Annotated in this window: 14 protein-coding genes and 1 pseudogene; 9 read left to right on the forward strand and 6 right to left on the reverse strand. The window is 54.5% G+C overall.

What is annotated here, in order from left to right; genetic code table 11:
- Window positions 1-6 precede the first annotated feature (6 nt).
- A complete protein-coding gene (fghA, locus tag HMPREF3119_RS03410; RefSeq protein WP_070578459.1) occupies window positions 7-837 on the reverse strand; it encodes an S-formylglutathione hydrolase in 831 nt (276 codons plus the stop codon).
- Window positions 838-858: 21 nt separating this feature from the next.
- Window positions 859-1,968 (reverse strand): S-(hydroxymethyl)glutathione dehydrogenase/class III alcohol dehydrogenase, encoded by a 1,110-nt coding sequence (locus HMPREF3119_RS03415; RefSeq protein WP_004236057.1) that lies wholly within the window; start codon window positions 1,966-1,968, stop codon window positions 859-861.
- Window positions 1,969-2,099: 131 nt separating this feature from the next.
- Between HMPREF3119_RS03415 and HMPREF3119_RS03420 the strand changes: the two are divergent.
- A pseudogene (locus tag HMPREF3119_RS03420) lies at window positions 2,100-2,252 on the forward strand (TetR family transcriptional regulator); the annotation flags it as partial.
- 21 nt (window positions 2,253-2,273) lie between these two features.
- Here HMPREF3119_RS03420 and HMPREF3119_RS03425 read toward each other — a convergent pair.
- Window positions 2,274-3,485 carry a mechanosensitive ion channel family protein gene (locus HMPREF3119_RS03425; protein WP_015422476.1) on the reverse strand — a complete coding sequence of 404 codons (1,212 nt, stop codon included), beginning with the start codon at window positions 3,483-3,485 and terminating at the stop codon, window positions 2,274-2,276.
- 112 nt (window positions 3,486-3,597) lie between these two features.
- Window positions 3,598-3,894, reverse strand: a complete 297-nt coding sequence (locus tag HMPREF3119_RS03430; protein ID WP_004238977.1) for a hypothetical protein — start codon at window positions 3,892-3,894, stop codon at window positions 3,598-3,600.
- 102 nt (window positions 3,895-3,996) lie between these two features.
- Here HMPREF3119_RS03430 and HMPREF3119_RS03435 point away from each other — a divergent pair, with 102 nt between their 5' ends.
- Complete coding sequence (locus HMPREF3119_RS03435) at window positions 3,997-5,355, forward strand: Nramp family divalent metal transporter (protein ID WP_036418853.1); 1,359 nt, start codon at window positions 3,997-3,999, stop codon at window positions 5,353-5,355.
- 38 nt (window positions 5,356-5,393) lie between these two features.
- Here HMPREF3119_RS03435 and yqeB read toward each other — a convergent pair whose 3' ends face one another.
- Entirely contained in the window at window positions 5,394-7,010 is a 1,617-nt protein-coding gene (yqeB, locus tag HMPREF3119_RS03440) for a selenium-dependent molybdenum cofactor biosynthesis protein YqeB (protein WP_049246440.1), read from the reverse strand.
- Window positions 7,011-7,050: 40 nt separating this feature from the next.
- Window positions 7,051-7,866 (reverse strand): selenium cofactor biosynthesis protein YqeC, encoded by an 816-nt coding sequence (yqeC, locus tag HMPREF3119_RS03445; protein WP_004236063.1) that lies wholly within the window; start codon window positions 7,864-7,866, stop codon window positions 7,051-7,053.
- Window positions 7,867-8,012: 146 nt separating this feature from the next.
- Between yqeC and HMPREF3119_RS03450 the strand changes: the two genes are divergently transcribed.
- The 7 genes from HMPREF3119_RS03450 to HMPREF3119_RS03480 all read left to right on the forward strand — a co-directional run bounded on the left by HMPREF3119_RS03450 (window position 8,013) and on the right by HMPREF3119_RS03480 (window position 19,856).
- A complete protein-coding gene (locus HMPREF3119_RS03450) occupies window positions 8,013-8,564 on the forward strand; it encodes an NTP transferase domain-containing protein (RefSeq protein WP_032099120.1) in 552 nt (183 codons plus the stop codon).
- A gap of 344 nt (window positions 8,565-8,908) precedes the next feature.
- Window positions 8,909-12,019, forward strand: coding sequence for a putative selenate reductase subunit YgfK (ygfK, locus tag HMPREF3119_RS03455; protein WP_070578461.1), 3,111 nt, complete (start codon window positions 8,909-8,911; stop codon window positions 12,017-12,019).
- A 2-nt stretch (window positions 12,020-12,021) separates the two neighbouring features.
- Window positions 12,022-13,347: a putative aminohydrolase SsnA gene (ssnA, locus tag HMPREF3119_RS03460; RefSeq protein WP_070578464.1), complete on the forward strand. Its 1,326-nt coding sequence runs from the start codon at window positions 12,022-12,024 to the stop codon at window positions 13,345-13,347.
- A 58-nt stretch (window positions 13,348-13,405) separates the two neighbouring features.
- Entirely contained in the window at window positions 13,406-14,179 is a 774-nt protein-coding gene (ygfM, locus tag HMPREF3119_RS03465; RefSeq protein ID WP_004236068.1) for a molybdopterin-dependent oxidoreductase FAD-binding subunit, read from the forward strand.
- 3 nt (window positions 14,180-14,182) lie between these two features.
- Window positions 14,183-17,053 carry a molybdopterin-dependent oxidoreductase Mo/Fe-S-binding subunit gene (locus HMPREF3119_RS03470; RefSeq protein WP_070578467.1) on the forward strand — a complete coding sequence of 957 codons (2,871 nt, stop codon included), beginning with the start codon at window positions 14,183-14,185 and terminating at the stop codon, window positions 17,051-17,053.
- A 61-nt stretch (window positions 17,054-17,114) separates the two neighbouring features.
- Window positions 17,115-18,431, forward strand: a complete 1,317-nt coding sequence (gene guaD, locus HMPREF3119_RS03475; protein ID WP_004236071.1) for a guanine deaminase — start codon at window positions 17,115-17,117, stop codon at window positions 18,429-18,431.
- 57 nt (window positions 18,432-18,488) lie between these two features.
- The gene (locus HMPREF3119_RS03480) at window positions 18,489-19,856 is read left to right on the forward strand and encodes an NCS2 family permease (protein WP_004236072.1); all 1,368 of its coding nucleotides are present in this window, start codon (window positions 18,489-18,491) and stop codon (window positions 19,854-19,856) included.
- Window positions 19,857-19,896 lie beyond the last annotated feature (40 nt).

The raw sequence follows: 19,896 nt of genomic DNA on the forward strand, positions 1-19,896 counted from the left end.
CCGGGTTTATGCGTTAAGACGTGCTGCATGCCACGCGATATGATCCGCGATAAAACTCGCAATGAAGTAATAGCTGTGATCATAACCGGCATGCACACGGATGGTGTGCGGGATATTGTGTGTTTCGCAGGCGGATTTCAGTAACCCGGTTTTCAGCTGTTTACTGAAGAAGGTATCGGCAAGCCCCTGATCAACCAGCACATCCGTCACCCGGTGGCCGGATTCAATCAGTTTCACCGCATCATACTGCTCCCACGCCGCTTTATCCTCTCCCAGATAGGCAGAGAAGGCTTTTTCGCCCCACGGCACCTGTGACGGTGACACAATCGGTGCGAATGCCGACACGCTGAGAAATGCATCCGGATTACGCAGCGCCAGCACCAGTGCTCCGTGCCCGCCCATCGAGTGCCCGCAGATACCGCGTTTTTCCGATGTGCCGAAATGTCCGCTTACCAGGGTGTGCAGCTCATCCAGAATGTAATCATACATCTGATAATGTGCTTTCCACGGCTCCAGTGTGGCATTGACATAAAACCCGGCGCCCTGGCCCAGATCGTACTCTTTATCATCCGCCACCTGACTGCCGCGCGGACTGGTATCCGGCGCGACAATCACCAGACCGAGCTCCGCTGCATAACGCTGCGCCCCGGCTTTGGTGATAAAATTCTGCTCGTTGCAGGTCAGCCCGGAAAGCCAGTACATCACCGGACATTTCTCTGTTTTTGCCTGCGGCGGCAGAAACACGGAAAAGGTCATCGGCGTACCGGTCACCGCAGAATGGTGACGCCAGACTTCCTGGCTGCCGCCGAAACAGGCGTGATGTTCAATCCGTTCCATATTATCTCCCTGAATACGTTATCAGTAATGAATGACGGTGCGGATGGATTTACCGTCGTGCATCAAATCAAAAGCTTCATTGATTTTATCCAGTTCCATCGTGTGCGTGACAAACGGTGCCAGCTCGATTTTGCCGCTCATGGCATCTTCCACCATTCCCGGCAACTGAGTACGCCCTTTCACGCCGCCGAACGCCGTACCTTTCCAGACTCGGCCGGTCACCAGCTGGAACGGACGGGTTGAAATCTCTTTTCCGGCACCCGCCACCCCGATAATCACTGACTGTCCCCAGCCACGGTGCGCACTTTCCAGCGCCGACCGCATCACATTGACATTGCCGATACATTCAAAGGTATGATCCACACCCCATTTGGTCATTTCGACCAGCACCTGCTGAATAGGTTTGTCATAATCATTGGGATTAATGCAGTCTGTGGCGCCGAACTGTTTTGCCAGCTCAAACTTGGACGGATTGGTATCGATAGCAAAGATGCGGCCCGCTTTTGCCTGACGTGCGCCCTGCACCACAGCCAGCCCGATACCGCCGAGGCCGAATACCGCCACAGAATCCCCTTCCTGTACCTTCGCGGTATTGTGTACCGCGCCGATCCCGGTGGTCACGCCGCAGCCGAGCAGACAAACCTGCTCCGCATTGGCCTGCGGATTGATTTTCGCCAGTGAGACTTCCGCCACAACGGTATATTCGCTGAATGTTGAGCAGCCCATATAGTGATAGAGCGGCTGACCGTTATACGAAAAACGGCTGGTGCCGTCCGGCATCACGCCTTTGCCCTGGGTTTCGCGGACCGCAACACAGAGGTTGGTTTTACCGGAGGTACAGAAATCACACTCACCACACTCGGCGGTGTACAGCGGGATCACATGGTCGCCCGGTTTCACACTGGTCACGCCCTCGCCGACCTCAACCACCACCCCGGCACCTTCATGGCCGAGCACCACCGGGAACAGACCTTCCGGATCATCACCGGAAAGCGTGTAGGCATCGGTATGGCATACCCCGGTGTGACTGATTTTCACCAGCACTTCACCTTTCTTCGGCGGTGCCACATCAATTTCAACAATTTCAAGGGGTAAACCCGGCCCGAAGGCGACTGCTGCGCGTGATTTCATAACGGTTCCTCTGTGTCTGAGGCTTATCATGGCAGGCGATAAGCACGAATGCCGTCCACCATACCGCACAACAGCGCTGCCTGTATAGCGCCGGTCAGCAGGTGGCCGCCACCACGGAAGCCGCGACCGCGCCGGTGGCACCGGACGAAAACCTGCCGCCGTTATTGCGGGAAGCGCTGCAGATTATGGACAGTGATGATGGTGAACAGGCCTTTCTGCACAGCCCGGAGAGTCTGATTCGGGGGTTTGAGGTGCAGCTTACATCAGCACCGGGGAGTTGCTGATAACGAAAAAAACGAAAACCATTATCGTCCGGCCCGGTAACGCAAATTCGCCAGATCATGACCGGACGGTTGCTGGTAAATATCCAGCCGGAAATATTTTGCCGACGCATTCACATATTCAAATATCTGCGACTGAGTTTCCTCATAATCAACCCAGGTGGTGGAGCGGGTAAAACAGTATATTTCAACCGGCAATCCCTCCGGTGTCGGCGACATGGTTCTGATCACCAGATACATATCCGCCCGCACATCACCGCGCATTTTGATCCAGTTAAGAAGATATTTGCGGAACAGCTGTAAATTAGTGACCCCTTTTGCAGCCATCCACTCTTTTACGTCATCATAACCGGTATTTTCCGCCAGTATTTCATCCAGTGACTGACGAAACGATTCCTGATTCCGCAGCTCCGCTAATAACGTTTCATCAGCAAACGATACTGAGGACTGATCAATATAAAAACTGCGTTTAATACGGCGGCCGCCGGAAGAGAACATCGGCTGCCAGTTAGTGTATTTTTCGGTCAGGAAATCTTTTGTCGGGATCCTTGAGATCGTATTATCCCAGTTGCGGACAGTAATGGTATGCAGCGCAATATCAATCACTTCACCGCTGATATTACTGCCGGGCAATTCTATCCAGTCATACAGTTTCAGCACCTTACCGTTGGAGACCAGAATATTGGCCACAAAGGATAATAAGGTGTGCTGAAAGACAAACATCAGAACAGCTGCAACGGCACCGAAACCGGAAATAATAATCAGCGGCGACTGCGAGGTCATTAACGCAATAATCAGGATAAAGGAAACAATCCACACCCCGATTTTGGCAATTTCAATATACCCCTTTATCGAGCTGTTACGGTACGATGAACGCCCGGTATGGCGCAGGATAAATATATCCAGCCCGTCATTAACCAGTGAAGCCAGATTAATAATCAGGAATGCGCTGCATACGGTATTAAACAGAATATTCATTTCTGCCGAAAAGGTCGGCAGCATTTTATTAATGTACAGCACCAGCGTGACAGCCACGACAGAGGCACTTTTCTTGGCAATACTGTGGATCATGCTGTCGTCAGTCAGGTTAGTAAATAACGACAACAAACGTTTTGCCACGCGCAGAAATATAAGCCGCCCGAGAAACCAGGTGACCAGCAGAATAACCACCAGAATCACCGCCGATAAAACGGCGCTCGCGGTAATAAAATCATATAATTCAGATAATTTTTCCATCATATCTCACAGCATACATCAAAATATCAGCAATAGAGTCTGACACAGGTAAAATATGTGTGTTTGATTACAGGTGATATCAGGCTGTTACCGGTTATTTCCGGCGGGAAATTCAGGATTTTTTCTGCGGCTCACAGACCATATGCCCCGGTGATTCCGGATTCAGATCACGGGTGCCGAAGCGGCGGACAGAATAATCAGAGCGGATACAGTGATAAACCCGGCCTGATGCGGCAGAGGATACCGTAAAATCAATATTCCGCTTGCCGGTAACGAACGGCGGATTTTCTTTAATATTGCTGATAGTGAGATCTGACATATCCCCCGCCTGAAAATCACGGTGAATCGCAGCCTGTGCATGCATTTTCAGGGAATCCGGCGTATAGAGAAGTCCTGTACCCGGTATCATCCGAAATCCGCCGGTACTACGATCGCACAATTGTGATAATCCCGCATCGCGATAAGGAATATAGTGATAATAGTTCTCATTACGATCACGGACGGATTTATCATGCTGAATACACCGCAACTCAGTCTGGCTGAAATCAATAATACCGTGCCGGTTGCCGGGGCAAAATCCGGTTTTCTGCGCAAGCTGTTTGCCTTTTCCGGCCCGGGTGCACTGGTGGCGGTGGGATATATGGATCCCGGAAACTGGATCACCTCGATTCAGGGCGGGGCGCTGTACAGTTATCTGCTGCTGTCGGTGATTTTGCTGTCCAGCCTGATTGCGATGCTGTTACAGGCAATGTGCGCAAAACTCGGGATCGTCACCGGTCAGGATCTGGCGCAGGCCACCCGGGCGCGGGTCGGGCCGAAGCTGGCGGCGCTGTTGTGGATCACCACTGAACTGGCGATTATGGCGACCGAGATTGCGGAGGTGATCGGCAGTGCGGTGGCACTGAACCTGCTGTTCGGCATTCCGCTGATGGCCGGTGTGCTGCTGACAGTACTGGATGTATTTCTGCTGCTGGTGCTGATGAAACTCGGTTTCCGCAAAATTGAAGCCTTTGTGTTTGTCCTGATCTTAACGATTTTCCTGATTTTTGCCTACGAGGTGATGCTGTCGGACCCGGACATGAGTGCAGTATTGCGCGGCTTTATTCCGTCGGAGAAAATCTTCACCGCCACACTGGCCGGGCAGGATTCCGCCCTGCTGATCGGGCTGGGGATTGTCGGGGCAACGGTGATGCCGCATAACCTCTATCTTCACTCTTCTATTGTGCAGAGCCGTCAGTATGACCGCCGCAGTGAGGCCGGGCTGCGCGAGGCGATCCGCTTTGCAACAATTGATTCCAATATCCAGCTCGGGTTTTCATTTATTATCAACTGTCTGCTGCTGGTGCTCGGTGCAGCGCTGTTTTTCGGTAACGATCCGTCTGACCTCGGACGTTTCACCCAGCTGTATGACGCGCTGCAGAATCCGGGTATCGTCGGCGGTATCGCCAGTGCCACGCTCTCCACACTGTTCGCGGTGGCGCTGCTCGCCTCCGGGCAGAACGCCACAATCACCGGTACACTGACCGGGCAGATTGTGATGGAAGGCTTTATTCATCTGCGGCTGCCGATGTGGCTGCGCCGGGTGATCACCCGTGGTCTGGCCGTGATCCCGGTGATTATCTGTATTTACCTGTGGGGGGATCGCGAGGATGTGGTGGAAAGTCTGCTGATTTATACCCAGGTGTTTCTGAGTATCGCCCTGCCGTTCTCCATGATCCCGCTGCTGCTGCTGACCTCGAGCAAAAAAATCATGGGGGTGTTTGTGAACTCGCAGCTGACGATCATACTCGGGACTGTTTCCACTGTAGCACTGGTGATCCTCAATTTACAGTTGATCCGGGAAGTGGCCGGGATGCTGTTCCGTGCCTGAATAATCCGGGTACGGTGCCGTACCCGGAAAATCCGTGATCAGCACTTCGGGGCGCTGTCCATTTTATTCAGCCGTGTCATGATGGCCTCCAGCACGCCGCCGCCGATCGCGCGGGCTTTGTCAGAAACCGAACGGAAGTCCGCCAGTGCACCGCGCGGGTCAACGTCAGCGATTTTAAACCCTTCCGGCACACACAGCCCTTCATTGAGCAGGCCGCGTACCATGCCGTCCATCGGCGAGAGAATTTCTGTGTCACCAATACGGGCAATCACATCCCCCTCATGTACCAGGTCGCCGATATTCACATGGCGCGTCATCATGCCGCTGTGCGGTGCGCGTAACACGCGTTCGGTGGTTTTGCCGTTGATATTGCCCGGAATACCGGTATTCGGTGCCGCGCTGCCGTGGGTGATCACCCGTCCGAGGTGATGACCGCGCTGAGTTTCAATCACCGCATCACAGTCCACACCGGCCTCAAAGCCCGGTCCGAGGGCAATGGTGCAGGGAGCCATCTTGCGGTGGGTACCGGCAACATTGCGTTTGGCGATAATGGCATCCACCACCACATCCGGGTGCAGCGCCGGTAACAGTTCGCCGTGTTCGTCCGCCAGCACCGGGATAGCGCCTTCTTTCAGGTAGCGGTTTACTTCATCAATATCATGAGCATAACGGGCACAGACGCCTTCCACACAGCTTTCGCCGTCATAGAGCGCCTGGGCGAAAGAGACCGTACAGCGGATCACGGTCGGTTTGCAGACATCCAGCATCACCACTTCAAAACCGCTGTGATACAGGCGTAATGCCACGCCGGTTGCCAGGTCACCCGCGCCGCGGATCACCACACGTTTTGCTCTGCGGACTTCTGCCGGGTTCTGTTTCATTGCCCCGCCCGGGGCATCATTCATAACCTGCAGCAGCTCGGCCAGAATACTGACCGCGATTTCATGGGGCGTTTCCGCGCCGATATCATAGCCAACCGGCGCATGAAGCCGGGAGAGCTGTGCATCAGATACCCCGGATTCGCTTAATTGTTTAGTGAATGTCTGTACTTTACGGCGGCTGCCGAGTAATCCGAGGTATTTTAACGGTTTATCGATAAGGCAGTTGAGGGATTCCAGATCCTGACTGTTGGTGGCGATAATCACATAATCTTCCGGCTGCGGATCCAGCTGATTCACCGCATCGGTAAATGAAGGTACGTGCCACAGGCGGGTTGACGGCGGGAACAGATCCGGCTCAAGGCTGCCGGCATACACATCCGCCACATGAATATCGATATTCAGGAAAGCCGCCAGCTGTGCAATGGCACGGTTGACGTGACCACCGCCGAGCAGGATCAGACGCGGACGCACACCGTGTACCGCGATATACACCGACATCGCGCCGCCGCAGTCAGAGCCGACAGCATGCTGCCCGTTGCGGGCCATCCGGCCGTGGAACATGCGGGAACGCCCTTCGTGCAGCGCTTCCACCGCCTCTTCAATCACTTTGCGCTCCACCATACCACCGCCGATGGTACCGATAGTTTTTCCGTCCCCCAGCACCAGCATTTGTGCGCTGTGACGGGGAGTGCTGCCTGAACATTCAATAATTTCCGCCATGGCAAACGGGCAATTTTTCTCAACCAACTTCGCTGCTTCGGTAAAAATTTTCATAAACAGACCTCAATGGATATCCCTGCATTTATCATTGATATTATTGTCGCTGCAATATGTGTGTAATTGCGGGATCTTCCCTGACGGCACCGAACCATACTGCGTTCAGCGGTGTGCCGCGGAGCCAGTCTGCCAGTATATCCGGCGAAAAATTCTCATTTTGAGAAAAGCGGTTTATCAGCCAGATCCGTAATGCGTCCGGTGGTGCTGATTTCCACATCCCCTGCGGATGCCGGATCAGGCGGCTTATCGCCCCCAAATCCAGCGTATCACCGCTGTTTAAGCCGGTAACGGCAGAGAAATGTGACCACCGGTGAACATTGTCAGGCCCGACGGGAGCCCCCAGAAGCCGGCCATCCGTCACAGCAATAACACAATCACTGTAATCAGGTATGCAAGGTTCATGCTCAGCCGGCGCTTTTATGCCAAAACCGCGAGCTCCGTCAGCTTCGGCTAAAATAACATCAACGGCATTTTGTTCCGCCAGGGCGTTAATATCGGCGGAGGAAAAGCCGCGAACCTTGTTATTCAGCGGGTTCCAGCCGGTATAACAGGCAAATGAGCCTCTGTTTGTGACCGCATCAGGCAGGCGGACCGGGTGACAGGCGAGAATGACCGGGAACCCTTCGCGGGGCAGAAACATATGGGTGGTGGTGGTGATCATCACCTTTTTCCCTAATTGAGAAAAAGCCTGTGCCAGCCAGAACAGACAGCTGGTTTTGCCGCCTGCCCCGACAATACTGATCACCATTGCATGGCCGCCCGGATGTGTATCACATAACCGGCGCAGCGGTTCAGGTATAGTGGCGCAACTTCGGACAGGGATCTGTGTATTGAGGGCCGTTGTCATCGTCATTACCGAATCCTTTGAATATCAGTCACTTTCAATATTTATCAGCGGAGTTTATACCCATTATGCCGTCTCACCCGACCTCAGCCGATACCGCTTTATCTTATTTATCAGTCCGGGAGCCGCTTTGCCCGCAGGAAACGGACTGCATAATGACGGCGGCCGGGCTCTCCTCACGGATGGGTGAGTGGAAAATGATGCTGCCATGGGGCAGCGGCGGTGCCACTCTGCTGGATACCAGTCTGTCGAATGCACTGCGCTTTTGTCACCGGGTTCTGCTGGTGACCGGCTTTCGCGGCGCGGAACTGGCTGCGCGTTATCAGTCCGTAAAACGTATTCAGATTCTGCATAATCCGGACTATGAAACCGGGCTGCTCTCCTCGCAGCACCTGGCCGCACAGGCGGTGACCAGCGAATACTGTTTTCTTACCCACGGTGATGTACCGTTTCTCACCCCGGCTATCTGGCAGACCCTGTGGGCACAGCGCGGTGATGCCGCACTCCTTCCCTGTTACAAGCAAGTTCCGGGCCACCCCGTGCTGCTCTCCCGCGCATGTCTGCTCGCCGCACTATCACAACCGGCGGGCAATACCATGAAAAAACGGCTGCTGGCCGGTCCTCACACCTTCCTGAATATGCAGAGCGATGAGGTTATTACCGACATCGATACACCGGAGGCTTATCAGCAGCATTATCGCGGGTAATCCGGCTGTACACTATTACTTCCGTCTCATTAATAACATTAATTGTTAACGCGGTTTTCCCATTATCAATGTGATACATTTTTTCTTTTTTTGAGAATCTCATTCACATGTTAATCCCATGGTAATAAAGATCTTTTTTATTGATTCATATTCTCATTTAGCGCTGTGCGAGCTGTTTCACACTTTGACATTAAGATTAGATTTGTCTCACATTTTTTTATTTCTCTGAATACGAAATCCGCAGCCTTAAACAATCCTGGCGTAATTGTTGCAACTGTGAGTGCATACAGTTGCATGTCCGGCACCACCGGCATGCCCCCTCATATTGCAGCAAGGAGAGTTTTATGGGAGATATAATGCGTCCCGTCCCGTTCGGCGAACTTCTGAACCGGATCTTTGAAGAATATAAGGCGAGCCGTTCCATTTTTGGTATCAATGAACGGCAGTTTTACCGCAGAGAACATCAGCATCCTCTGATGTCTGTCTTCGGTGAAACCTGCGAGACGCCGATCGGCCCGGCGGCCGGTCCCCATACTCAGCTTGCTCAGAATATTGTGGTTTCCTGGCTGACCGGCGGCCGTTTTATCGAGGTGAAAACCGTTCAGATCCTCGATGAACTTGAGCTCGAAAAGCCGTGTATCGATGCTCAGGACGAATGTTTCAACACCGAATGGTCCACCGAATTTACCCTGCCGAAAGCCCACGACGAATACCTCAAAGCCTGGTTTGCCCTTCATTTATTAGAAGCGATTTTTGACCCGCGCACCAAAGGCGAGGCGAAATCCTTCATCTTTAATATGAGTGTCGGTTATAACCTGGAAGGGATTAAACAACCGCGCATGCAGCAGTATATCCACGCCATGATGGATTCCTCACAGCTGCCGGTCTTCGCGAAATACCGCGAGGAGATGAAAGCCTTTATTTCCCGTCCGGGCTTCCTGAAAGAGCTGGGTCTGGAAGATCGCAAAGCCGATCTGCTGGCCATGACTGACCGCGTGCCGGGGGATTTATCCAAAGGTGTGACCCTCTCCACCATGCACGGCTGCCCGCCGGATGAGATTGAGGCTATCTGCCGCTACATGCTGGAAGAAAAGCACATCAATACCTATGTGAAGCTGAACCCGACACTGCTCGGCTTCCCGCGTGTCCGTGAAATCCTCGACACCTGCGGCTTTGATTACATCGGGCTGAGTGAGGAATCGTTCTCTCATGACCTGAAACTGGATCGCGCCCTGGAAATGTTACAGCGCCTGATGGATCTGGCGAAGGAAGTGGATCGCGGTTTCGGGGTCAAGCTGACCAACACCCTCGGCACCATCAATAACAAAGGGCGTCTGCCGGGCGGCGAGATGTATATGTCAGGCCGAGCCCTGTTCCCGCTCTCCATCAACGTTGCCGCGCTGCTCTCCCGTCATTTTGACGGCAAACTGCCGATTTCTTACTCCGGCGGTGCCAGTAAGTTCAATATCCGCGATATTTTTGAATCCGGTATCCGCCCTATCACCATGGCGACTGACCTGCTGAAACCGGGTGGTTATATGCGCCAGACCGAGTGCCTGCGTGAGCTGGATAAGTCCGATGCGTGGGGCATGACGCAGATTGATGTGGGTAAACTGAATGCGCTGGCAGAACGTGCCGTCAGCATGGAATATACCCAGAAACACTGGAAATCAGACCAGGAAATCGACGCCGGTGGCCCGCTGCCGCTGACCGACTGTTATGTCGCACCGTGTGTGACTGCCTGTGCCATCAAACAGGACATTCCTGAATATATCCGCCTGCTGGGCGAAGGCCGCTATGCGGATGCACTGGAACTGATTTACCAGCGTAACGCCCTGCCTGCCATCACCGGTCATATCTGTGATCACCAGTGCCAGTACAACTGTACCCGCCTGGATTACGAAAGTGCGCTGAATATCCGCGAACTGAAAAAAGTGGCGGTGGAAAAAGGCTGGAAAGAGTACAAAGCCCGCTGGCACAAACCGGCCGGTTCCGGTGATAAAAACCCGGTCGCGGTGATTGGTGCCGGTCCTGCCGGTCTGGCTGCCGGGTATTTCCTCGCCCGTGCCGGTCATCCGGTGACGGTATTTGAGAAAGAAGCCAATGCCGGTGGTGTGGTGGCGAATATCATCCCGCACTTCCGTATCCCGCGTGAAACTATTGAGCACGATATTCAGTTCGTCGCCGACCACGGCGTGAAATTTGAGTACGGCTGTGACCCGCGTCTGACCGTCGATAAACTGCTGGAGCAGGGTTTCACCTATGTGCTGGTCGCGATAGGGACAGACAAAAACAGCGGCGTGAAACTCGCCGGTGACAACCGCAACGTCTATAAATCCCTGCCGTTCCTGCATGATTACAACAACAATGCGCCGCTGAAAATGGGCAAACATGTTGCCGTTATCGGTGCCGGTAACACCGCGATGGACTGCGCCCGCGCCGCCAAACGGATTGCCGGTGTGGAAGATGTGACGGTTATTTACCGCCGTTCTCAGGCAGAAATGCCAGCCTGGCCGGAAGAGTATGAAGAAGCGGTTGAAGATGATGTGAAATTCATGTTCCTGCACAATCCGGAGCAGTTCAATGCTGACGGCACCCTGCTGGTCCGCACCATGAAACTGGGTGAGCCGGATGAGTCAGGCCGCCGCCGTCCGGTGGCGACAGAAGAGACTGTCTCCCTGAAAATCGACAGCGTGATCACCGCTATCGGCGAACAGCAGGACTGCGAAGTGCTGTCACAAATCGGCGTGCCGATGGGTGAAGACGGCTGGCCGGCGGTGTACCGCAACAGCGGTGAAACCACCCGCGCCAATGTGTTCCTGATTGGTGATGTGCAGAGCGGCCCGTCCTCTATCGTGGCGGCTATCGGTGATGCGGGTCGTGCGACGGATGCCATTCTGGAGCGCGAAAATATCCTCTCTCACTACAGCGACAAATACTGGCTCAATGTGGATCCGCAGGATATCACTGACCGCAAAGGCGCTATCGCCGTGCAGATGGTGGACAGCAACGACCGCGAGGCGTTCGTGAAACAGGAAGCTCAGCGCTGCCTGGAATGTAATTACATCTGTGCGAAATGTGTCGATGTGTGCCCGAACCGCGCCAACATTTCAGTGGCGATTCCGGGCTTCCGTAACCGTTATCAGACCCTGCACCTGGATGCGATGTGTAACGAATGCGGCAACTGTGCCCAGTTCTGCCCGTGGCAGGGCAAGCCGTACAAAGACAAAGTCACTATCTTCAGCCTACCGGAAGACTTCGAAAACAGCACCAACCCGGGCTTCCTGGCTGACGGCAGCACCTTTACTGTCCGCCTGGACGGCAAAGTCAGCAAATTACAGCTGGGTGCTGACGGGGAATTCAGTCAGGTTCCTCAGGAGCTGGAAGAGATGTGCCGCATCATGAGCCATGTCCATAAACACTATCGTTATCTGTTAGGCCGGGTGGAGAAATAATTATGCTGATTCTGAAAAATGCCACCATCACTGAGTTCGAACCGGCGGGGATCCGCGAAGGGGTCGATATCGCCATAGAGGGTGACAAAATTGCGGCTGTGGGTAACGGGCTTCATTCCCGTTACCCGGGCGCGGAAGTCAAAGAAATGAACGGCAAACTGGTGATGCCGGGGATCGTCTGTTCCCATAACCATTTCTATTCCGGCCTGTCACGCGGCATTATGGCGAATATCGCGCCGAGCCCTGATTTCATCTCCACCCTGAAAAACCTGTGGTGGCGGCTCGACCGCGCGCTGGATGAGGAATCCCTTTATTACAGCGGCCTTATCTGCTCTCTCGAAGCGATTAAGAGCGGCTGTACCTCGGTGATTGACCACCATGCCTCACCAAACTATATCGCCGGTTCCCTGAAAACCCTGCGCGACGGCTTCCTGAAAGCCGGTCTGCGCGGCATGACCTGCTACGAAACCACCGACCGCAACGGCGGCCTGAAAGAGCTGGAAGCCGGGGTGGAAGAGAATATCGCCTTTGCGGAGCTTATCGACAGCGAACGCAAAAGCGGTAAATCCCGCTATCTGGTGGAAGCGCACATCGGGGCACACGCGCCGTTCACCGTGGCGGATGAAGGTCTGAAAATGCTGCGCGAGGCGATTAAGAAAACCGGACGCGGCCTGCATATCCATGCGGCGGAAGACAGTTATGACGTCTCTTTCAGCCATGACAAATACGGCAAGGACCTGCTGATCCGCCTGGGTGAGTTTGATCTGATTGATGAAAAAACCCTGATCGCCCACGGCCTGTATCTTTCTTCCGCAGATATTGAGCTGCTGAATAAAAAAGATGGCTTCCTGGTCCACAACGCCCGCTCCAATATGAACAACCATGTCGGCTACAACCACCGCCTGGGTGACTACAACAACGTGGTACTCGGCACAGACGGTATCGGCTCCGATATGTTAGAAGAAATGAAGTTTGCCTTCTTCAAACACCGCGATGCAGGCGGCGCTATGTGGCCGGACAGCTTCACCCGCTTCCTGTGGAATGGTAACCGCTTACTGGCACGCAACTTCGGCAAACAATTCGGCCGCGTGGAAACCGGGTATCAGGCTGACCTGACCATTTGTGATTACACACCACCAACACCGTTTGTCGGGGATAACCTGCCGGGCCATCTGGCCTTCGGTTTAGGATCCAACAGTGGGAACAGCGTGATGGTGGATGGTGTGATGGTGTATGAAAACCGTCAGTTCCCGTTCGATATCGAACCGCTCTTTGCAGAAGCACGCAAAGCCGCGAAAAAGATGTGGGCCCGGATGGACGCACTGTAATAAAAAACCATGGCCTGCGGCACTGCCGCAGGCCGGAAGAGCAATGTAGGGGTAACCCATGATCGAACAATTTTTCCGCCCTGCCACCTTAACGCAGGCAACTGAGCTGAAACAACGCTTTCAGGAAAACGCTGTCTGGTTTGCAGGCGGCAGTAAACTGAATGCGGTACCGACCAAAACTGACCGCACTGTCGCTATCTCACTGTCACTGCTGCCGCTGAAGTCCATCGAGTGGCAGGACGGTATTCTGCGCATCGGCGCGGTTGTCACGCTGGAAACGCTGCGTGAAAGCCCGCTGATCCCGCGTGCGCTGTATGATGCGCTCGGTTTTGTCTATTCACGCCATATCCGTAACCAGGCCACCATCGGCGGGGAGATCGCCGCCTGTCAGCGCGAACATGCGCTGCTGCCGGTGCTGCTGGTACTGGATGCTCAGGTTCAGCTGGCCAGCAATGATGTGATCCCGCTGGAAAGCTATCTCGCCGCACCGGATGACCGCCTGATCACCCATCTGATTTTACAGGATCCGTTCCGCCGCTGTGCCACCCGTACTGTCCGCGAAACCGCTGACGGCTGGGCTGTGGTCACTGCCGCTGTCGCACTGACCGGTAATAATGAGCAGCGGATCGCCGTTGACGGTGTCGGTTGCGGTATCAGCCGTCTGCCGCAGGTTGAGGCGAAAAATCTCAGCGGGGAAGCGCTGGAGAAAGCCGTCAGTCAGGCCGTGAATCCGAAAGCGGATTTACTGGGCAGCGAAGAATATAAACGCTATATCACCGGAATTTTAGTTTCAGACCTGCTGACAGACTGCCGGCAAATGGGGGAGGAATAAGAAATGAACGTCCATTTTATACTTAACGGCACCCCGCATTCACCCGATTGCATTCCGGGCGAAAACGTCCGCAACATTCTGTTCAGCCTGGGTATGCACTCTGTGCGTAACAGTGATGACGGCTATGGCTTCGCAGGCTCTGACGCCATCTTATTCAACGGCCGTATTGTCAACGCCTCACTGCTGATCGCCGCCCAGCTGGAAGGCGCAGTGATTGAAACCGCCGAATCTCTCGGCAAATGGAATGAACTGAGTGATGTTCAGCAGGCGATGGTCGATGTGGGTGTGATCCAGTCCGGTTATAACGACCCGGCGGCTGCCCTGATCCTGACTGATCTTATCAAACGTATTCCGGAGCCGGATCGCGACCAGATTGATGATGCCCTTTCCGGTCTGTTCAGCCGTGACGCCGGTTATCAGCAATTCTATGAAGTCATTGATCTGCTGGTAAAACGCCGCAAAGATCCGCACTACAAAGCTGACAATGCACCGGCCTTCCGTGATGACCTGACCGTTGTCGGGAAAGTCACGCCGAAAACCGATGCTGCCGTAATGGTGCAGGCAAACCCGTGCTATGTGGAAGACCGCATTCCTGCCAATACCTGTGTCATTAAAATGCTGCGCAGCCCGCACGCTCACGCGCTGATCACCCGCCTGGATGTCAGTAAAGCGGAAGCCCTGCCGGGCGTGGTGCATGTTATCACCCACAAAAACTGTCCGGATGTGTATTACACCCCCGGCGGACAGAGTGCGCCGGAGCCGTCTCCGCTTGACCGCCGCATGTTCGGTAAAAAACTCCGTCACGTCGGTGACCGCGTGGCCGCTGTGGTGGCAGAAAACGAAGCTATCGCACTGAAAGCATTATCGTTAATCGAAGTCGAATATGACGTGCTGAAACCGGTTCTGTCTATCGATGAAGCCAAAGCTGACGGCGCACCGCTGGTGCATGATGAGCCGGTGATTTATGTTAACGGCGCGCCGGCTGACCTGGCAGAGCAGAATAAAAACGCGGCAGATCGCGGCGAGCATTTACAGATTAACTTCCCGATCGGCGCAAAACCGTGCAAAAACATTGCTGCGGGTGTTCACGGCCATATCGGGGATCTGGATAAAGGCTTTGCCGAAGCGGATACCGTTATCGAGCGCACCTATGAATCCCGCCAGGTTCAGCAGTGCCCGACCGAACCGCATATCTGCTACACCTACATGAACGGCGACCGTCTGGTGATCCACGCCTCCACTCAGGTACCGTGGCACTTACGCCGCCAGGTGGCGCGTATTCTCGGCCTGAAACAAAACAAAGTGCATGTGATTAAAGAGCGTGTCGGCGGCGGCTTTGGTTCCAAGCAGGATATCCTGCTGGAAGAAGTCTGCGCGTGGGCAACGTATGTCACCGGCCGTCCGGTCTCATTCCGCTACACCCGTGAAGAAGAGTTTATCGCGAACACCAGCCGCCATGTGGCAAAAGTGAAGATCAAACTGGGCGCGAAAAAAGACGGGAAAATCACCGCCATCAATATGGAATTCCTGGCGAACACCGGCCCTTACGGTAACCACTCACTGACGGTACCGAGTAACGGTCCGGCGCTGTCACTGCCGCTCTATCCGTGTGATAACGTCGATTTTCAGGTGACCACTTACTACTCCAACATCTGCCCGACCGGTGCATATCAGGGTTACGGGGCACCGAAAGGTAACTTCGCCCTGACCATGATCCTGGCCGAACTGGCGAAAGAACTGAATATCGACCTGCTGGATCTGATTGAAACCAACCGCGTGCATGAAGGTCAGGAACTGAAGATCCTCGGTGCTATCGGGGAAGGTAAAATGCCGACCTCGGTACCGACTGCCGCCAGCTGCGCCCTCGGCCCGATCCTGAAAAAAGGCCGCGAACTTATCAACTGGGATTCCCCGCGCAAACAGGACGGCGACTGGAAAACCGGACGCGGCGTGGCCATCATCATGCAGAAATCAGGGATCCCGGATATCGACCAGGCAAACTGTATGGTCAAACTGGAATCTGACGGCACCTTTATCGTCCACTCCGGTGGTGCGGATATCGGTACCGGCCTCGATACCGTGGTCAAAAAACTGACCGCCGAAGTGCTGTGCTGCTGCCCGGATGATGTCCATGTTATCTCAGGGGATACTGACCACGCGCTGTTCGACAAAGGAGCTTATGCCTCCTCCGGCACCTGCTTCTCCGGTAATGCGGCGAAAATGGCGGCAGAGAATCTGCGTAAAAAAATCCTGTTCCACGGTGCCGCGCAAATCGGCGAGCCGGTGGAGGATGTCACCCTGGCGGCACCGGGTGTGGTGCGCGGTAAGAAAGGCGAAATCACATTCGCGGATCTGGCGCATGCAGCCGAAGGCGGTACCGGGTTTGGTGTGCTGGTGGCAAACGCCAGTTATATCACACCGGACTTTGCCTTCCCGTACGGGGCAAACTTTGCCGAAGTGGCCGTGAACACCCGTACCGGTGAAATCCGCCTGGATAAATTCTACGCACTGCTCGACTGCGGTACGCCGGTGAACCCGGATCTGGCCTTAGGTCAGATTTACGGTGCCTCCATGCGTGCCATCGGCCACAGTATGTCAGAAGAGATCCGCTACGACGCCAAAGGTGTGCCGCTGACCCGCGACCTGAAAACCTACGGCGCACCGAAGATCGGCGATATTCCGCGTGATTTCCGCGCGTTCCTGGTGCCGAGTGATGACCAGGTCGGCCCGTATGGTGCGAAATCCATCTCGGAAATCGCGGTTAACGGTGCAGCACCGGCTATCGCCACCGCAATTCATGATGCCTGCGGTGTCTGGCTGCGTGAATGGCACTTCACGCCGGAAAAAATTCTGCGCGGCCTGAGCAAAATATAATTAAATCAACCCTGCCCTCGCCGGTTCCGGTGAGGGCTTTTTGTAAGCAGAGGAGTCAGCTATGTCGTCTGAACATACCGTCAAAGCGGTACGCGGGAAGTTCCTGGATATCACCCGCGTAGTGACCTCGATGGACGATCTGCCCGATGCAGTCCGCCTGATTGATGACGGCCTGATGCTAATCCGGCACGGAAAAATAGAGTGGTTCGGACAGTGGGAAGACGGGAAGCATCTGATCCCGGAAACCGTCCGTGTCCGCGATTACACTGGGAAACTGGTGGTGCCGGGCTTTATTGATACCCACGTTCACTATCCGCAGAGCGAGATGATCGGTGCTCACGGCGAGCAGTTACTCGAATGGCTCAACCGCCATGTGTTCCCGACCGAAAAGCTGTATCAGGATATTGATTACGCCCGTGAAATGTCGGCGTTTTTTATCAAACAACTGCTGCGTAACGGCACCACGACCGCACTGGTCTTCAGTACTGTTCACCCGGAATCGGTCAATGCCCTGTTTGATGCGGCAAGCCAGCTCAATATGCGCCTCATCACCGGTAAAGTGATGATGGACAGAAACGCGCCGGACTACCTCACCGACACACCGGAAAGCAGCTACGAAGAGTGTAAGGCACTGATCGAACGCTGGCATAAGAAAGGGCGTCTGCTCTATGCCATCACCCCGCGTTTTGCACCGACCTCCAGCCCGGAACAACTGGCGGTGTGTCAGCGGCTGCGCGAAGAGTATCCGGACACCTGGGTTCACACTCACCTTGATGAAAACAAAGCAGAAATTGAGTGGGTAAAAGAGCTCTATCCGGACAGTAAAAACTACCTGGATGTCTATCACCACTACGGACTGACCGGCGAACGCAGCGTATTTGCGCACTGTATCCACCTTGAGGAAGAAGAGTGGGACTGCCTGCACGATACCGGCTCGGCGGTGGCATTTTGTCCGACATCAAACCTTTATCTCGGCAGCGGCCTGTTTAATCTGAAAAAGGCGCTGGCGAAAAAAGTGAAAGTCGGGATTGGTACGGATGTCGGTGCCGGAACGACCTTCAATATGCTGCAGACACTGAGTGAAGCTTACAAAGTGATGCAGTTGCAGAAAACCTGTTTAACCGCCTTTGAAGCGTTTTATCTCGCCACTCTCGGCGGCGCGCATTCATTAGGACTGGATAACTGTATCGGTAACTTTGCCGCCGGCAAAGAAGCGGATTTTGTGGTACTTGAACCGACCGCGACCCCGCTCCAGCAGTTGCGTTATGACAACTCACGCACGCTGGCGGAGAAACTGTTTGTGATGATTGCGCTTGGTGATGACCGCACGATTTACCGGACTTACATCGATGGACGCCTGGTCTATGAACGGACCTGACGCACACCAATGCAGTGATTAAAACACATTTTCATTTCATTCTCGGGGTCTGCAATTATGTCTGATAATACAACACCGGATAACTCCGGGGCGGCAGCAAAAGGCGCACTGGACGCGTACTTTAAAATCTCCGCCCGCGGCAGCAGCGTCAAACGGGAGATTCTGGCGGGAGTCACCACCTTCCTCGCCATGGTCTATTCTGTCATCGTCGTCCCTTCCATGCTCGGCAAAGCCGGGTTCCCGCCGGGTGCCATCTTTGTCGCCACCTGTCTGGTCGCCAGTATCGGCTCCATCATGATGGGATTGTGGGCAAACCTGCCGATGGCTATCGGCTGTGCTATATCACTCACCGCCTTTACCGCATTCAGCCTGGTGCTCGGGCAGCAAATCAGTATTCCGGTTGCGCTCGGTGCGGTCTTTCTGATGGGTGTGATTTTTACCCTGATTTCCGTTACCGGGGTGCGAAACTGGATCCTGCGCAACCTGCCGATGGGGATAGCCCACGGCACCGGGATTGGTATCGGCCTGTTCCTGCTGCTGATTGCCGCCAACGGTGTCGGTCTGGTTATCAAGAACCCGCTGGAAGGTCTGCCGGTGGCAATGGGGGCATTTACCTCCTTCCCGGTCGCCATGTCACTGATCGGACTGGCGGTGATTGTCAGTCTGGAAAAAATGCACGTCCCGGGCGGGATCCTGCTGGTGATTATCGGGATTTCAGTTATCGGCCTGATTGTTGACCCGAACGTCACCTATCAGGGGCTGATCGCCATGCCGTCACTGAGTGGTGCGGACGGTAAATCTCTGATCTTCAGTATGGATATTATGGGTGCCCTGCAAACAGCGGTTCTGCCGAGTGTGCTGGCGCTGGTGATGACAGCGGTGTTCGACGCTACCGGTACCATCCGTGCGGTGGCCGGACAAGCCAACCTGCTGGACAAAGACAATCAGATTATCAACGGCGGCAAAGCGCTGACCGTGGACTCCGTCAGCTCCATTATCTCCGGTGCGGTGGGTGCTTCTCCGGCAGCGGTATATATTGAATCCGCTGCGGGGACAGCCGCAGGCGGTAAAACCGGGCTGACTGCCGTAACCGTCGGCGTGCTGTTCCTGCTGATCCTGTTCTTCTCACCACTCTCTTACCTGATCCCGGGGTATGCAACCGCACCAGCACTGATGTATGTCGGCCTGCTGATGCTGAGTAATGTGGCAAAACTGGATTTCGACGACTCTGTCGATGCCATGTCCGGGCTGGTGTGTGCGGTCTTTATCGTACTGACCTGTAATATCGTCACCGGTATTATGCTGGGTTATGTCACCCTGGTCATCGGCCGCCTGGTGGCAAAAGAGTGGCGTAAACTCAACACCGGCACAGTGATTATTGCGGTGGTGTTAGTCGCCTTCTATGCGGGCGGCTGGGCTATCTGATCAATAAACAAACGTGGTTTTATTCCTTACGGGGCACGCT

The organism is Morganella sp. HMSC11D09, from assembly GCF_001807955.1.
In the GTDB taxonomy this organism is placed as follows: domain Bacteria; phylum Pseudomonadota; class Gammaproteobacteria; order Enterobacterales; family Enterobacteriaceae; genus Morganella; species Morganella morganii.

Coding starts and splice junctions, on each gene's coding strand:
- fghA (WP_070578459.1), bottom strand. CDS start 837: ATGGAACGGATTGAACATCACGCCTGTTTCGGCGGCAGCCAGGAAGTC.
- ygfK (WP_070578461.1), top strand. CDS start 8,909: ATGGGAGATATAATGCGTCCCGTCCCGTTCGGCGAACTTCTGAACCGG.
- yqeB (WP_049246440.1), bottom strand. CDS start 7,010: ATGAAAATTTTTACCGAAGCAGCGAAGTTGGTTGAGAAAAATTGCCCG.
- guaD (WP_004236071.1), top strand. CDS start 17,115: ATGTCGTCTGAACATACCGTCAAAGCGGTACGCGGGAAGTTCCTGGAT.
- HMPREF3119_RS03415 (WP_004236057.1), bottom strand. CDS start 1,968: ATGAAATCACGCGCAGCAGTCGCCTTCGGGCCGGGTTTACCCCTTGAA.
- HMPREF3119_RS03450 (WP_032099120.1), top strand. CDS start 8,013: ATGACGGCGGCCGGGCTCTCCTCACGGATGGGTGAGTGGAAAATGATG.
- ssnA (WP_070578464.1), top strand. CDS start 12,022: ATGCTGATTCTGAAAAATGCCACCATCACTGAGTTCGAACCGGCGGGG.
- HMPREF3119_RS03435 (WP_036418853.1), top strand. CDS start 3,997: ATGCTGAATACACCGCAACTCAGTCTGGCTGAAATCAATAATACCGTG.
- ygfM (WP_004236068.1), top strand. CDS start 13,406: ATGATCGAACAATTTTTCCGCCCTGCCACCTTAACGCAGGCAACTGAG.
- HMPREF3119_RS03480 (WP_004236072.1), top strand. CDS start 18,489: ATGTCTGATAATACAACACCGGATAACTCCGGGGCGGCAGCAAAAGGC.
- yqeC (WP_004236063.1), bottom strand. CDS start 7,866: ATGACGATGACAACGGCCCTCAATACACAGATCCCTGTCCGAAGTTGC.
- HMPREF3119_RS03430 (WP_004238977.1), bottom strand. CDS start 3,894: ATGATACCGGGTACAGGACTTCTCTATACGCCGGATTCCCTGAAAATG.
- HMPREF3119_RS03470 (WP_070578467.1), top strand. CDS start 14,183: ATGAACGTCCATTTTATACTTAACGGCACCCCGCATTCACCCGATTGC.
- HMPREF3119_RS03425 (WP_015422476.1), bottom strand. CDS start 3,485: ATGGAAAAATTATCTGAATTATATGATTTTATTACCGCGAGCGCCGTT.